Genomic DNA, 14,234 nt, shown 5'->3' on the forward strand with positions numbered 1-14,234 from the left:
TGAATTCCACTTGGATTCCGGCCAGATTTTGAACAGAGGTTGATGAAAGAGGAGGAGATACAGATGGCAGAGATAGGATTTATCGGAATGGGTAATATGGGTTACGCCCTTTTGAAAGGCGTCCTGAAAGAGTTTCCGGCGGAAAAGCTGATTTTTACCGCAAAGACCACGGAGACAAAGCTGCGGGTGCATGCGGAAACCCAGGTGGTATACGCGGAGTCCAACGCGGAATGCGCCAACAACTGTAAATACGTGGTACTGGCTGTGAAACCCCAGTATTATCCCCTGGTGCTGAAGCAGATCCGCTACGCGGTGACACCGGATCATGTAGTAATCTCCTTGGCTCCGGGTATCACCATTGCCAGCCTGAAGGAGACCCTTGGATCCGACCGGCGTATCGTGCGGGCCATGCCCAATACCCCGGCTCTGATTGGCGAGGGTATGACGGGGCTGTCTTTTGACGCGGAGGAATTCAGTCAGGAAGAGATTGACCGGGTACATCAGATCTTCGGAGCAGTCGGAAAGTACGCCGATGTGGAAGAACGGATGATGAGCGCGGTGGTCTGCGCCAGCGGAAGCTCTCCGGCTTATGTATACCAGTTTATTGAGGCACTGGCGGATGGCGCAGTGCAGTTTGGCCTTCCGAGAGCCCAGGCATACACCTTTGCGGCCCAGGCAGTAGCCGGCGCAGCGAAAATGGTACTGGAGACCGGCGAGCATCCGGGAGCATTGAAGGATAAGGTTTGCTCTCCGGGCGGAACCACCATCGCCGGTGTGGCGGCGATGGAAAACGCGGGATTCCGGGGCGCGGTGCTGAAAGCCTGCGAGGCCTGCTATAACAAATCCGAAGGAATCAAATAGTATGGAAGTGACGGCCCTCTCATATATTGAAAGGTATATGGGAGGGCTGTTTTATGTGGAAAAAAATTACAGGTACAAGAAAAACATTCCTGCCGGTATTCCTGACAGGATTTGCGGCGGGAATTTTATATATGGTGCTGTTTGGGCGGGTAGCAGCCCATGAGACAGCTCTGCTTGGTCGTTATTTTTTTTCCAGATATCAGCAGGCAGAGCTGGCCAGCGGGGAACTGCTCTGGTATACATTGAAATCGCGCGTGAGCCAGTTTACCCTGTTATGGCTGACCGGTTTTACTTTCTTTGGCACAGCTGCAGTTTTTCTATCTCTGGCATGGATGGGGGCGGCGCTTGGCATCACACTTACGACGGCAGCCATGAAGCTGGGCTTTGCGGGGATTCTGGTCTGTCTCGCTTCTGGTCTGCCACAGTTTTTTCTGTATGTGCCTGCCGCGGCCTGGCTTTTTCAGAAAATCTGTGAGACGTCGGAGAACCGTCCCTGGAAAGGACAGCGATACAGTGGGAACAGTCGGCAGATGATGCCTTATCTCCTGGTCTGGGGACTTGGATTTCTGCTGCTTTTGGCCGGCTCTCTGCTCGAAAGTTATGTAAATCCCATGTTTTTGAAGCTGATTTTAAAAAATATTTAAAAATATTTTACGAATTCTTTACCAGATTTGGTGGAACAGGAAAAGAAGAAAACCAGATATTGTGGAAAGCCGTAAAAAGCCTTGATTTTACAGTATTTTGCGAAAAAAAGATCATTGCTTTTCTGGTGATTTCTTACTATAATAAAATCCAAAGACTTTAGAAGAAAACGGCTTGGGTGAGCATAAGCTGAGGGGCACATGGATATATGGAACAAGAGATTAAAGGATTCATGTCTTATTTACATAATGTGAAAAAGACGTCCCGGAATACGGAGCTTTCTTATCAGAGAGATCTGATGAAAATGATGCATTTTCTCCAGAAGCAGAAGGTAGAGGATGCGAAAGAGGTTACAGAGACAGCCTTGAATTCCTATATTCTGGACTTGGAAAAAAATGGAATGTCAGCAGCGACGGTATCGAGAAATATCGCGTCCATGAAGGGTTTTTATCTGTATCTTTGGAAAGAAGGCAGCATCAGTTCCGATCCGGCAGAGAAGCTGAAAGCCCCCAAAGTAGAAAAAAAACTGCCTGAGATCATGTCTGTGGAGGAGATGGAGCGCCTGCTGCGGCAGCCGGGCGACCGAACAAGCAAGGGTCTGCGGGATACGGCCATGCTGGAGCTTCTGTACGCCACCGGTATCCGGGTAACCGAGCTGATTTCTCTGAAGATGGACGATGTGAACTGGAAGCTGGATTATATCGTGTGCCGCGACCGGAATAAGGAGCGGATTATTCCCTTCGGTCCGAAGGCGAAGAAAGCACTGGAGCATTATCTGAAGGAGGCGCGCGGTCAGCTCATAGGCGATAAGAAATGTGAGATGCTGTTCCCCAACTGCTCCGGCGAGGGCATGAGCCGTCAGGGCTTCTGGAAGCTTCTGAAGCAGTATGTGAAGCAGGCGGGTATTGAGATGGAGATTACGCCCCACACCCTGCGTCATTCCTTTGCGGCCCATCTGGTGGAAAACGGCGCGGATCTGCATGTGGTGCAGGAGATGATGGGACATTCGGATATCTCCACGACCATGATGTACGCGGCGAGAACCCGGGAGATATATGCGAAGGCGCATCCGAGAGGGTAACAGATAGAATAAAGTGACGAGAGATTCCTGATAATAATACACGGGAATCTCTTTTTTACTCTATAGGAAACACTGCGTTACGTTAAAGTGCGAAAACTATGATTCCTATAGAGTAAAATAGAAAGAATAGAAAAAAGGGAGACGGTTGAACGCTCTCCCTTGGTATATAAGCTGTTTTTGAATTAGCAGCGCTCCGCGATCTCATACAGCAGCCGCTCGGAATCTTCCCAGCCCAGGCAGGCGTCGGTAATGGACTTGCCATAGACATGGTCGTGAATGCCCTGATTGCCTTCCTCGATATAGCTCTCGATCATCACGCCCTTGACCAGCTTGCGGATATCGTCGGCGCAGGAACGGCTGTGCAGAACTTCTTTGACGATACGGATCTGCTCCTTGAACTGCTTGTTGGAGTTGTTGTGGTTCGCGTCTACGATGCAGGCCGGATTCTTCAGCTCTCTCTGGGCGTAGAGATTGCAGAGATTCCGCAGGTTCTCATAGTGATAGTTGGGCAGGGACACGCCGCGCTCATTGACAGCACCGCGAAGAACCACGTGTGCCAGGTCATTTCCGCTGGTCTGGACGTCCCAGCCATGGTAAATGAAGGAGTGGCCGTTCTGTGCCGCGTGAACGGAGTTCAGCATAACGGAAAAGTCGCCGCTGGTGGGGTTCTTCATGCCCACGGGAATGTCGATGCCGCTGGATACCAGACGGTGCTGCTGGTTTTCCACGGAGCGGGCTCCGATGGCGATATAGGACAGGAAATCCTGTACATAGGGCAGATTTTCCGGGTACAGCATCTCATCGGCTGCGGTCATGCCGGTCTCTTCGATGGCGCGGATGTGCATGTGTCGCAGGGCGATGATGCCAGCCAGCGGGTCCGGCTTCTTCTCCGGATCCGGCTGATGCATGATGCCCTTGTAACCGTCGCCGGTGGTACGGGGCTTGTTCGTGTAGATACGGGGGATAATCAGGACCTTGTCCTTAATCTTCTCCTGTACCTGAACCAGACGGCGCACATAGTCGCAGACAGCCTCTTCATTATCTGCGGAACAGGGTCCGATGATGGCGATAAAGCGGTCGGATTCGCCGGTGAAAATTTTACGGATTTCTTCGTCTCTCTTTTTTTTTATCTGTGCCACATGGTCGGGAACCGGATACATTTCACGGATTTCCTGGGGGGTGGGCAGCTTTTGCTTGAAATCGAATGCCATTTTTCATAACTCCTCGTTTGTGTATATTGATGACGGACGTTCGGAGCGCAGGCCGCAGAACCGCTCGCCAGGGCGAGCTATCCGCTGCGTGCCGAACTGTTTCTATCATAATACAAGAAAACGCAAAAGTCACGCAAATTTTACATTAATTATGTAGGAATTCCTGTAAAGAAGCCAGATTCATCCCGCATACGACCAGCTGTCCTGCCAGCAGTCCCCACAAATATCCCTCGATTCCGAAGCGCGGTACAAAGCACAGGACAAAAAGGATGCGAATCAGAATGCCCGTCAGATTATTGAAAAAGCCGGTTCCGGTGCGGCCAAGGCCGTTTAAGATACTGTGCAAGGTGTGGTTCAGATACAGAAACGGACAGATCCAGGCCAGGGTAAGGATAAAATCTCCGGCCAGGGTGCTTCGGAAGAAAAAGTTCCCGAGAAAGCGTCCGAAGACCAGAAAGAGGACGGTAAAACTGATTCCCAGCGGCAGGCAGAAGGACACGGTTTTCCGGACCGTGCGGGAAAGGCTTGCGTCGTCCCCGGCAGCCTGGGATTCGGATACGGAGGGCAGCAGCATGACTGACAGAGCGCCTGTCAGGACGCTGGGAAACAGGATAAAGGACAGGGCCATGCCGGACAGGGTTCCATAGACGCTGAGCGCCTGCTTCGTGGACAGGCCGTATTGTTGGAGACAAAGGGGCAGCAGAATGGATTCGGCGCTGGCCAGCAGATTCATGCAGAGTCGGTTGCCGGTGACCGGAAGCGCCATGGCCAGCATCTGCCGTGTCAGGGAAAAAAGGGAGGGCGCGCCGGAGCCGTCCGCAGATTTTCCGGGAGGGGCAGATTGCCCGGAGACGCAGAAAACACAGAACAGCATGGACGCAAACTCCCCGATAACCAGACCAATGACGGCGGTTAGCGGGGACAAACCCATGCCCTGTTCACAGGCCACCCGGTAAATGAGAAAGACAGCCCCCACACGGGACAGCTGCTCAAAAAGCTGGGCAGCCGCCGGAACCGCGGGCTTCTTTAACCCGTAATAATAGCCGCAAATGCAGGAATGGCAGGCACCGAAGGGAATTGTGAACGCCATAATGCGCAGAAGCGTTCCGGTGCGCGTTTCCCGGAGAATGTGCCGTGCCAGAAAAGCAGCATTTTCATACAGGAGAAAAGCGGTGGGGATGGCAAGCCCCAGAGCCAGGAGAAGCCCCACGCGCAGAACCTGTCTTGCGCTCTGCGGACGTCCGGCCCCATTTTCCCGGGAGACGAAGCGGGAAACGGCGATCTCGGCCCCGGAGGTGGTCAGCGCATAACAGACCCCGTAAATGGGAAAAATCATCTGGTAGATGCCGATGCCCTCGGCACCGATGGCGCGGCTTAAGAATATTTTATAGAAAAAGCCGATGAGGCGGGTCATAAGGCCTGCCGCAGTCAGAAGCAGCGTGCCGCCGACCAGCGGATGAAGCTGTTTTTTCATAGATTTCCTTAAATCAAAAATTATAAGTAATATATGGCAAAAACCTGCTTGACAGAACCTTACCTGAGTGTTATTATCAATACGAAATCCGACAAAAGTACTCGGAATTTAATAACCTTTGAGTGCGAGGTGACAATATGAAATTGTCTACAAAGGGAAGATATGGACTTCGCGCGTTGATTGATTTGGCCCTGTACAGCGAAAATGAGACGGTTTCCATCGCCAGTATTTCCGCCAGACAGAATATATCGGAAAGCTATCTGGAGCAGCTGATCGCGAAGCTCCGCAAGGCCGGACTGGTAACCAGCGTCCGGGGAGCGGGCGGCGGCTACAAGCTGGCGCTTCCGGCGTCCGAGATTTCCGTGGGAGATATCCTGCGGGCCCTGGAGGGAAGCCTGGACGCGGTGAACTGCCCGGGACTGGAGGAGGAAAGCAGCTGCGGCGGTTCTGAATTCTGCGTGACCAAGTATGTCTGGCAGAAGATTAACGACAGCATTAACCGGACCGTAGATGAGATTAAGCTGGATCAGCTGGTCGAAGAAAGCAGGAGCATGAAGGATGAAGCCGGGACCAAGGAAAATACGTCCTGTTGCATCTAAAAAAGAAGGAGATATCACCATGAAGAAGTTAATTTATCTGGATAACGCGGCGACCACAAAGACAGCGCCGGAAGTTGTAGAGGCCATGCTGCCCTATTTCACAGAGCATTACGGCAACCCCTCTACCGTATACAGCCTTGGCGGCGAGAGCAAAAAGGCCATCACAGAAGCAAGAGAGACCATCGCGAATGCGCTGGGCGCGCAGACCGAGGAGATTTATTTCACCGCAGGCGGAAGCGAGTCCGACAACTGGGCGCTGAAAGCCACAGCGGAAGCGTATAAAAACAAGGGAAACCACATCATTACCACGAAGATCGAGCATCACGCGATCCTGCATACCTGCCAGTGGCTGGAGAAGCACGGCTATGAGATTACTTATCTGCCCGTAGATGAGAATGGTGTCGTGAAGATCGACGAGCTGAAGAAAGCCATCCGTCCGGAGACCATCCTGATTTCTGTGATGTTTGCAAATAACGAGATCGGAACCATTCAGCCCATCAAAGAGATTGGTGAGATTGCCCATGAGCACGGCATTCTGTTCCACACAGACGCGGTACAGGCCTTTGGTCAGGTTCCAATTAACGTAGATGAGTACCATATCGATATGCTGAGCGCCAGCGGCCACAAGCTGAACGGACCCAAGGGTATCGGCTTCCTGTATATCCGAAAAGGCGTGAAGATTCGCTCCTTTATCCATGGCGGAGCCCAGGAGCGGAAGCGCCGGGCCGGCACCGAGAACGTACCGGGTATCGTAGGACTGGGCAAGGCCACTGAGCGCGCTATGGCTACCATGAAGGAGCGTACCGATAAGGAAATCGAGCTGCGTGATTACCTGATTGACCGCGTTCTGAAGGAGATTCCCTACACCAGACTGAACGGTCACAGAACCACCCGACTTCCGAACAACGCGAACTTCAGTTTCCAGTTCATCGAGGGCGAGTCTCTGCTGATCATGCTTGACATGGAAGGTATCTGCGGTTCCTCAGGTTCCGCCTGCACATCCGGCTCCCTGGATCCGTCCCATGTGCTGATGGCCATCGGCCTGCCCCATGAGATTGCGCATGGTTCCCTGCGTCTGACCCTGAACGAGGAGATTACGAAAGAGGATCTGGACTTCGTAGTGGAGAACTTAAAGCGGATCATCGACAGACTGAGAAGCATGTCACCGCTTTACGAAGACTTTCTGCGTAAGCAATGAGTCATGCAAAAGATGACAGGATTGGCTGATGCGTGCTAGCACGCAGTCAGACAAGGCTGGCAACTTTTATAGGGCGAAGCCCGCGACCGAGATGTAGCGAAGCGAAATCGAGGCGCATGACGGGCTAACAATTAAAGAAATAATAGAGGAGAAACAAAGTATGTACAGCGAAAAAGTAATGGACCATTTTCAGCATCCCCGTAACGTAGGAGAGATAGAGAACGCCAGCGGCGTAGGCACCGTCGGCAATGCAAAATGCGGAGACATCATGCGGATGTACCTGGACATCGACGACAACGGCGTCATCCAGGATTGTAAGTTCAAGACCTTCGGCTGCGGCGCAGCCGTTGCCACCAGCAGCATGGCGACCGAGCTGGTAAAGGGCAAGACCATCCAGCAGGCTCTGGAAGTTACGAATAAGGCCGTTATGGAAGCTCTGGACGGACTTCCCCCTGTGAAGGTTCACTGCTCCCTGCTTGCAGAGGAGGCCATTCATGCGGCACTCTGGGATTACGCAGAGAAGCACGGTATTAAGATCGAGGGACTGAAGAAGCCGAAGTCTGATATTCATGAGGGCGAGGAAGAAGAGGGCGAGGACTACTAAAAGGAATCGTAAGCTATGGCTAAGAAAAAAGTAGTAGTAGGAATGTCCGGCGGCGTGGATTCCTCTGTGGCAGCCTATCTCTTAAAGGAACAGGGCTACGAGGTCATCGGAGCCACCATGCAGATTTGGCAGGATGAGGATGAGTTCACCCAGGAAGAAAACGGCGGCTGCTGCGGCCTGTCCGCGGTGGACGACGCCCGGAGAGTGGCGGCCCAGCTGGACATTCCCTATTATGTGATGAATTTTAAGACAGATTTCAAGGAAGCTGTCATGGACTATTTTGTGGCGGAGTATCTGGCGGGCCGGACGCCCAATCCCTGTATCGCCTGCAACCGTTATGTGAAATGGGAGGCGCTTTTAAAGCGCAGCCTGGACATCGGCGCGGACTATATCGCCACCGGTCATTACGCCAGGGTGGAGCAGCTGTCGAACGGCCGCTACGCCATCCGCAATTCCGTAACGGCGGCGAAGGATCAGACCTACGCCCTGTATAACCTGACGCAGGAGCAGCTTTCCCGGACATTGATGCCGGTGGGAGCCTATTCAAAGGATGAAATTCGGGAAATGGCGGAGAAGCTGGGCTTCCGGGTAGCCCATAAGCCGGACAGCCAGGAGATCTGCTTCGTCCCGGATCAGGACTATGCGGGGTTCATTGAGCGGACTACCGGAGAACCCTCGAAGGAGGGCAATTTCGTCACTGCAGACGGTACGGTACTGGGCCGCCATAAGGGGATCATCCACTACACCATCGGCCAGCGAAAAGGCTTAGGCCTGGCCATGGGCCGCCGCGTGGTGGTAACCGAGATTCGCCCGGAGACCAACGAGGTGGTCATCGGCGAGCAGGAGGACGTGTTCACCACGACGCTCCGGGCGAACCGCCTGAACCACATGTCTGAGCCGGATTTCCCCGAAGGAAAAGAGGTACTGGCTAAGATCCGCTACAATCATAAGGGTTCTCCCTGCGTCATCCGCCGGGAGGGAGACGATCTGGTGCGTGTGGACTTTAAAGAACCCGTCCGCGCCGTGACACCGGGCCAGGCGGTCGTGTTCTACGACGGCGACTACGTGCTGGGCGGGGGAACCATCGTGCGGCAGCCGGATCCCTTTTATTCAGAGGCGAATATGTGATATCTGGATCGCGTAATTGCCGATATTGAAAGTGGAAAAGCAAAGCTTACAGAGCACGGGCTGATAGAGGATTAATGGATGAAGATACTCGGAAAGAATTGTGTATCGGGAAAAAGTGGGATTTGTTGTGATAGCGGCCTGTCGGGGACATTACGAAGAATAAAGAAGCTGAGCAGGGTATTTGCCCTGCTCATTTTAAATCCAAGCTTAGAATTTTACAACGGCACAAACTCCGCCTTCCGTTCCCGGAACACCGTAAAATACCGAAATCCGCATTCCTGAAGCACCTCTTTGGCGTCCGCGAACCGATACGCCACATACTCCGTCGTATGGGCGTCCGATCCCATGGTAATGATTTCCCCGCCGAGCTCCTTATAGCGGCGCAGCACGTCGTGGCAGGGGTTTGGCTCAGAAAGTCCGGCCTTGTAGCCGCCAGTGTTGATTTCGATGCCTTTGCCCTTTTCTATCAGCAGCTTCAGAACCGCGTCCACCTGATCGGCATGCTTTTTGTAAGAAAAAACGCGCTCCCCGTCCGGCACATAACGGATGATATAATCGATGTGTCCGTACACGTCGAAATCATCGAAAGCCTGGATATTCTGAAGGGTCACATCCAGGTACCGGTTTACGCCGGAAGCAGCGTCATAGGAGGTCCAGAAATCCGGATAGTAAGGGTCAAACCGATCCACCAGGTGGGTGGAGCCGATCAGAAAATCGAAGGACTTGTCTGAAAGCCATTGCCGGTAAGCATCCCCCAGCTGGGGCTGGATCCCAAGCTCTGCTCCGATACGGATTTCAATGTGGTCATGGTAGGCCTCCTGAAGCCGATGCATTTCCCGGAAATAAGCGTCCGCATCCAGGTCAAAGCTTACATCGGAATAGGGGTAATCCATATCCAGGTGCTCGGTCATACACATAAGAGAAAGCCCCTGCGCTAGCCCCTTTTTTATCATTTCCTCCGTGGGCGTCTCACTGTCCCCGGAAAAACAGGAATGTAAATGGTAATCAGCAGTCATATTTTTCACCTCTGCAACGAATATACACCCATCTTAATTGAAAAAATACACAATGACAAGAAAAAGATCGACGGGAAATTCATTGTTTTGACAAAAATTGCACAACGTCAGGGAAATTGCGGAATTGGGACTTGCTTTTTTGTATGGAATTGGGTACAATAATTGCAGGTTGGGCTCTGTCCTGAAAGGGGCGGAAAACCACGAATAATCTAAATTCATATTTAGGAGGAAATTTAAAATGGCAGTAAAAGTAGCGATTAACGGTTTCGGACGTATCGGCAGACTTGCATTCAGACAGATGTTTGGCGCAGAGGGATATGAGGTTGTAGCAATCAACGACCTGACAAGCCCGAAGATGCTTGCTCACCTGTTAAAATATGATTCTTCTCAGGGTAAATATGCTCTGGCAGATACCGTATCTGCAACAGAAGATTCCATCATTGTTGATGGCAAAGAGATCAAGATCTACGCAAAGGCTAACGCAGCAGAGCTTCCGTGGGGAGAGATCGGCGTAGACGTAGTTCTGGAGTGTACCGGATTCTACACCTCCAAGGAGAAGGCTTCTGCTCATATCACAGCAGGCGCTAAGAAGGTAGTTATCTCCGCTCCGGCTGGAAATGACCTTCCGACCATCGTTTACAATGTAAACCACGAGACACTGACAAAAGAGGATACTGTAATTTCCGCAGCTTCCTGTACAACAAACTGCCTTGCACCGATGGCTAAGGCTCTGAACGACTATATGCCGATCGAGTCCGGTATCATGTGCACCATCCACGCTTACACAGGCGACCAGATGATCCTTGACGGACCGCAGAGAAAGGGTGACCTGAGAAGAAGCCGTGCAGGCGCTATCAACATCGTTCCGAACAGCACAGGAGCAGCTAAGGCAATCGGCCTTGTTATTCCGGAGCTGAACGGCAAGCTTATCGGCGCTGCACAGCGTGTACCGACCCCGACTGGTTCTACTACTATCCTGAACGCAGTTGTTAAGGGTGAGGCTACTGTTGATGGAATCAACGCAGCTATGAAGGCAGCAGCTACCGAGTCCTTCGGTTACAACACAGACGAGATCGTATCTTCTGATATCGTTGGTATGAGATTTGGTTCTCTGTTCGACGCTACTCAGACCATGGTTGTAAACCTTGGCAACGGCACATCTCAGGTACAGGTTGTTTCTTGGTACGACAATGAGAACTCCTATGTATCTCAGATGGTTCGTACAATCAAGTACTTCGCTGAGCTCGCTTAATCAGTATTGAATTAAGACCTTAAGAGGTCCGGTCTTTATGGACCGGACCTCTTTTTATTATTTATCCATGACAAGTAAGGAGAGATTGAGATGTTAAACAAGAAATCTGTAGATGACATCAACGTAAAAGGACAGCGTGTCCTGGTAAGATGCGATTTTAACGTACCGCTGAAGGATGGCAAGATCACAGACGAGAATCGTCTGGTTGCAGCGCTGCCGACCATCAAGAAGCTGATCGCTGACGGCGGAAAGGTTATCCTTTGCTCCCACCTGGGCAAGCCCAAGGGAGAGCCGAAGCCGGAGCTGTCCCTGGCGCCGGTAGCCAAGAGACTTTCCGAGCTTCTGGGCCAGGAAGTAAAGTTCGCAGCTGATCCGGAGGTTGTAGGACCGAACGCAAAGGCAGCTGTAGAAGCTATGAAGGACGGCGAGGTAGTTCTTCTTGAGAACACCCGTTACCGCGCAGAGGAGACCAAGAACGGCGAGGCATTCTCCAAGGAGCTGGCTTCCCTGGCAGACGTATTTGTAAACGACGCATTCGGAACCGCGCACCGCGCGCACTGCTCCAACGTAGGCGTAACTCAGTATGTAAAGACTTCTGTAGTAGGATACCTGATGCAGAAGGAGATCAACTTCCTGGGCAACGCAGTCAACAACCCGGAGCGTCCCTTCGTGGCAATCCTGGGCGGTGCAAAGGTAGCAGATAAGCTGAACGTAATCGCAAACCTGCTTGAGAAGTGTGACACCCTGATCATCGGCGGTGGAATGGCTTACACCTTCCTGAAGGCAAAGGGCTATGAGGTAGGAACCTCTCTGGTAGACGATGAGAAGATCGACTACTGCAAGGAAATGATGGAGAAGGCTGAGAAGCTTGGCAAGAAGCTGCTTCTTCCGGTTGACACCACCATCGCAAAAGAGTTCCCGAACCCCATCGACGCAGAGATCGAGGTATCTGTAGTACCGTCCAACGAGATCCCGGCTGACATGATGGGTCTGGATATCGGAACCAAGACCGCAGAGCTGTACGCTGAGGCTGTGAAGTCTGCGAAGACTGTAGTATGGAACGGACCGATGGGCGTATTCGAGAACCCGATCCTGGCAAAGGGTACCATTGCAGTAGCAAAGTCCCTGGCTGAGACAGACGCAACCACCATCATCGGCGGCGGCGACTCCGCAGCAGCAGTCAATACCCTTGGCTTCGGCGACAAGATGACTCACATCTCCACAGGCGGCGGCGCATCTCTGGAGTTCCTGGAAGGCAAAGAGCTTCCGGGCGTAGCAGCAGCAAATGATAAGTAAACACTTAATGAAGGCGAGCGGTAGGCGAAGCCTGAATTTAGTGTGAACTTACTTGTCGACACTTAGTGAAGCCAAGCTGAAAGCGCGGGCTGAACTTAGTGACGAGAAGTATCCTTAAGTTATTTTATATAAAAGATAGAGGAGAACAAAACAATGGCAAGAAAGAAAATTATCGCTGGTAACTGGAAAATGAACATGACTCCCAGCGAGGCAGTAGAACTGGTAAACACCTTAAAGCCGCTGGTAGCAAACGATGACGTAGACGTAGTATTCTGCGTACCGGCTATCGACATCATCCCGGTCGTAGAGGCTACCAAGGGATCCAACATCCAGGTTGGCGCTGAGAACATGTACTTCGAGGAGAAGGGCGCTTACACAGGTGAGATTTCCCCGAATATGCTGACAGACGCAGGCGTAAAGTACGTAATTCTTGGACATTCCGAGAGACGTGAGTACTTCGCAGAGACCAGCGAGACTGTAAATAAGAAGATGCTGAAGGCATTTGAGCATGGTCTTACACCGATCATGTGCTGCGGCGAGACTCTGACTCAGAGAGAGCAGGGCGTAACCATGGACTTCATCCGTCAGCAGGTTAAGGTTGGTTTCCAGGGCGTAACCGCAGATCAGGCTAAGGAAGCAGTTATCGCTTACGAGCCGATCTGGGCTATCGGAACCGGTAAGACAGCTACAACTGAGCAGGCACAGGAAGTTTGCGCAGGCATCCGCGCATGCATCGCAGAGATCTACGATGAGGCAACTGCAGCAGCTATCCGTATCCAGTACGGCGGATCTGTAAACGCAGCTACCGCACCGGAGCTCTTCGCACAGGCAGACATCGACGGCGGCCTGGTAGGCGGCGCAGCTCTGAAGCCGGACTTCGGAAAGATTGTAAATTACAAGTAAGTCTGAAATTTTAGGCAAAATAACCAAATATAACGCTATAAAACGTGATAAAAAGCCATTTGATTTAGCTGATATTGCTAATTGAATGGCTTTTTATGATATAAGGGAAAGATGTTCAGAAACATCTGAAACTTTCTGAGCGTATAGATCGTCTAATAAAATGAAACAATAAAAGACTGACAGGAGGTTTTTGGAATGAAAAAGAGATTTGCAATGTTGATGCTTCTTACTGCTATGACTGCATCCATGATAACAGGTTGTGGAACAAAGAATTCGGGAGACAGCGGGCAGAATTCCCAGACTGCACAGGAGAATTCCGGCTCTGAGGAGACAGCTTCCTTTACCGGAACATTGGATGAAAAGAAAGATTTTATGTTTATAGTGACGGATGATGCCGGAAATTCCTACGAATTTACCTTTGATAAGGAGAAGCCGGAGGGGCTTGACAAGGTGAAGGTCGGAGATAAGGTTACGGTGACTTATACGGGAACAGTGTCGGAAGTAGATCCCTTTATGGGAGAGGTGCTTTCTGTCACGGAAGCAAAGTAACGCTACAGAAGCAGAGTGAAGGGGCTGCCGCCATATGGCGACAGTCTCTTTTTGATCTTTAGAAAATACCGTGTTACATTAAAGTGTAAAAGCTATGATTCCTATAGAGCAAAAAGAAAGGGATATTTGCGGTGTATAAAGATTGTATAAAAATGTAAAAATTGATAATCCCTCTTTATTTTAGAAGGTATTATCTGTATAATGTACTTATACGAAAGCAATAGGGGAGGGGCGAAGGATGAAAAAGCATTATCGAATCACTGCATTGGTAATTGCTATGGCGATAGTTCTTTTGTGTGGAATCAGATTCTACATGCATAGTGCCAGTTCTATAATCTACAGAGAAAATGCCGCTCATTTGCAGGAAAGCTATATACAGGTGTCAAAAACCCTGACTCTTTTTATCCAGCGCAACTGGAA

Annotated in this window: 14 protein-coding genes; 11 read left to right on the forward strand and 3 right to left on the reverse strand. The window is 51.3% G+C overall.

Features of this window, described 5'->3' with window-relative positions; translation table 11 throughout:
• The first annotated feature begins 63 nt into the window (after window positions 1-63).
• From proC to ACTRC3_RS03700, 3 genes are all read left to right on the forward strand, one after another.
• Window positions 64-861, forward strand: coding sequence for a pyrroline-5-carboxylate reductase (gene proC, locus ACTRC3_RS03690; RefSeq protein ID WP_440321667.1), 798 nt, complete (start codon window positions 64-66; stop codon window positions 859-861).
• 53 nt (window positions 862-914) lie between these two features.
• Window positions 915-1,505 (forward strand): stage II sporulation protein M, encoded by a 591-nt coding sequence (locus ACTRC3_RS03695; protein WP_440321668.1) that lies wholly within the window; start codon window positions 915-917, stop codon window positions 1,503-1,505.
• Window positions 1,506-1,711: 206 nt separating this feature from the next.
• Window positions 1,712-2,584 carry a site-specific tyrosine recombinase gene (locus ACTRC3_RS03700; protein WP_440321670.1) on the forward strand — a complete coding sequence of 291 codons (873 nt, stop codon included), beginning with the start codon at window positions 1,712-1,714 and terminating at the stop codon, window positions 2,582-2,584.
• 182 nt (window positions 2,585-2,766) lie between these two features.
• On the opposite strand, the gene ACTRC3_RS03705 is transcribed toward ACTRC3_RS03700, so the two are convergent.
• On the reverse strand, window positions 2,767-3,795 hold the full coding sequence (locus ACTRC3_RS03705; RefSeq protein WP_440321672.1) for a 3-deoxy-7-phosphoheptulonate synthase: 1,029 nt from the start codon (window positions 3,793-3,795) through the stop codon (window positions 2,767-2,769).
• A 145-nt stretch (window positions 3,796-3,940) separates the two neighbouring features.
• Complete coding sequence (locus tag ACTRC3_RS03710) at window positions 3,941-5,269, reverse strand: oligosaccharide flippase family protein (RefSeq protein WP_440321673.1); 1,329 nt, start codon at window positions 5,267-5,269, stop codon at window positions 3,941-3,943.
• A 137-nt stretch (window positions 5,270-5,406) separates the two neighbouring features.
• Here ACTRC3_RS03710 and ACTRC3_RS03715 point away from each other — a divergent pair, with 137 nt between their 5' ends.
• The 4 genes from ACTRC3_RS03715 to mnmA all read left to right on the forward strand — a co-directional run bounded on the left by ACTRC3_RS03715 (window position 5,407) and on the right by mnmA (window position 8,798).
• Complete coding sequence (locus ACTRC3_RS03715; RefSeq protein WP_178038085.1) at window positions 5,407-5,868, forward strand: Rrf2 family transcriptional regulator; 462 nt, start codon at window positions 5,407-5,409, stop codon at window positions 5,866-5,868.
• Between the two features lie 19 nt (window positions 5,869-5,887).
• A complete protein-coding gene (gene nifS / locus ACTRC3_RS03720) occupies window positions 5,888-7,066 on the forward strand; it encodes a cysteine desulfurase NifS (RefSeq protein WP_440321675.1) in 1,179 nt (392 codons plus the stop codon).
• A 160-nt stretch (window positions 7,067-7,226) separates the two neighbouring features.
• Entirely contained in the window at window positions 7,227-7,670 is a 444-nt protein-coding gene (gene nifU, locus ACTRC3_RS03725; protein WP_158363365.1) for a Fe-S cluster assembly scaffold protein NifU, read from the forward strand.
• A gap of 15 nt (window positions 7,671-7,685) precedes the next feature.
• Window positions 7,686-8,798, forward strand: a complete 1,113-nt coding sequence (gene mnmA / locus ACTRC3_RS03730; RefSeq protein ID WP_440321676.1) for a tRNA 2-thiouridine(34) synthase MnmA — start codon at window positions 7,686-7,688, stop codon at window positions 8,796-8,798.
• A gap of 215 nt (window positions 8,799-9,013) precedes the next feature.
• On the opposite strand, the gene ACTRC3_RS03735 is transcribed toward mnmA, so the two are convergent.
• On the reverse strand, window positions 9,014-9,814 hold the full coding sequence (locus ACTRC3_RS03735; RefSeq protein WP_440321678.1) for a histidinol-phosphatase HisJ family protein: 801 nt from the start codon (window positions 9,812-9,814) through the stop codon (window positions 9,014-9,016).
• Between the two features lie 238 nt (window positions 9,815-10,052).
• Here ACTRC3_RS03735 and gap point away from each other — a divergent pair, with 238 nt between their 5' ends.
• From gap to ACTRC3_RS03755, 4 genes are all read left to right on the forward strand, one after another.
• Entirely contained in the window at window positions 10,053-11,066 is a 1,014-nt protein-coding gene (gene gap, locus ACTRC3_RS03740; protein WP_178038091.1) for a type I glyceraldehyde-3-phosphate dehydrogenase, read from the forward strand.
• A 90-nt stretch (window positions 11,067-11,156) separates the two neighbouring features.
• Window positions 11,157-12,362 carry a phosphoglycerate kinase gene (locus ACTRC3_RS03745; protein ID WP_440321680.1) on the forward strand — a complete coding sequence of 402 codons (1,206 nt, stop codon included), beginning with the start codon at window positions 11,157-11,159 and terminating at the stop codon, window positions 12,360-12,362.
• Window positions 12,363-12,515: 153 nt separating this feature from the next.
• Complete coding sequence (gene tpiA / locus ACTRC3_RS03750; RefSeq protein ID WP_158363370.1) at window positions 12,516-13,265, forward strand: triose-phosphate isomerase; 750 nt, start codon at window positions 12,516-12,518, stop codon at window positions 13,263-13,265.
• 195 nt (window positions 13,266-13,460) lie between these two features.
• Window positions 13,461-13,814, forward strand: coding sequence for a hypothetical protein (locus ACTRC3_RS03755; protein ID WP_440321683.1), 354 nt, complete (start codon window positions 13,461-13,463; stop codon window positions 13,812-13,814).
• The last annotated feature ends 420 nt before the right edge of the window (window positions 13,815-14,234 follow it).

Origin of the sequence: Laedolimicola sp. (genome assembly GCF_051972735.1) — a bacterium.
In the GTDB taxonomy this organism is placed as follows: Bacteria; Bacillota; Clostridia; order Lachnospirales; family Lachnospiraceae; genus Laedolimicola; species Laedolimicola intestinihominis.

Bases quoted from the DNA above. Each gene is read 5' to 3' on its own strand.
- proC (WP_440321667.1), top strand. From the start codon at position 64: ATGGCAGAGATAGGATTTATCGGAATGGGTAATATGGGTTACGCCCTT.
- ACTRC3_RS03695 (WP_440321668.1), top strand. From the start codon at position 915: ATGTGGAAAAAAATTACAGGTACAAGAAAAACATTCCTGCCGGTATTC.
- ACTRC3_RS03700 (WP_440321670.1), top strand. From the start codon at position 1,712: ATGGAACAAGAGATTAAAGGATTCATGTCTTATTTACATAATGTGAAA.
- ACTRC3_RS03705 (WP_440321672.1), bottom strand. From the start codon at position 3,795: ATGGCATTCGATTTCAAGCAAAAGCTGCCCACCCCCCAGGAAATCCGT.
- ACTRC3_RS03710 (WP_440321673.1), bottom strand. From the start codon at position 5,269: ATGAAAAAACAGCTTCATCCGCTGGTCGGCGGCACGCTGCTTCTGACT.
- ACTRC3_RS03715 (WP_178038085.1), top strand. From the start codon at position 5,407: ATGAAATTGTCTACAAAGGGAAGATATGGACTTCGCGCGTTGATTGAT.
- nifS (WP_440321675.1), top strand. From the start codon at position 5,888: ATGAAGAAGTTAATTTATCTGGATAACGCGGCGACCACAAAGACAGCG.
- nifU (WP_158363365.1), top strand. From the start codon at position 7,227: ATGTACAGCGAAAAAGTAATGGACCATTTTCAGCATCCCCGTAACGTA.
- mnmA (WP_440321676.1), top strand. From the start codon at position 7,686: ATGGCTAAGAAAAAAGTAGTAGTAGGAATGTCCGGCGGCGTGGATTCC.
- ACTRC3_RS03735 (WP_440321678.1), bottom strand. From the start codon at position 9,814: ATGACTGCTGATTACCATTTACATTCCTGTTTTTCCGGGGACAGTGAG.
- gap (WP_178038091.1), top strand. From the start codon at position 10,053: ATGGCAGTAAAAGTAGCGATTAACGGTTTCGGACGTATCGGCAGACTT.
- ACTRC3_RS03745 (WP_440321680.1), top strand. From the start codon at position 11,157: ATGTTAAACAAGAAATCTGTAGATGACATCAACGTAAAAGGACAGCGT.
- tpiA (WP_158363370.1), top strand. From the start codon at position 12,516: ATGGCAAGAAAGAAAATTATCGCTGGTAACTGGAAAATGAACATGACT.
- ACTRC3_RS03755 (WP_440321683.1), top strand. From the start codon at position 13,461: ATGAAAAAGAGATTTGCAATGTTGATGCTTCTTACTGCTATGACTGCA.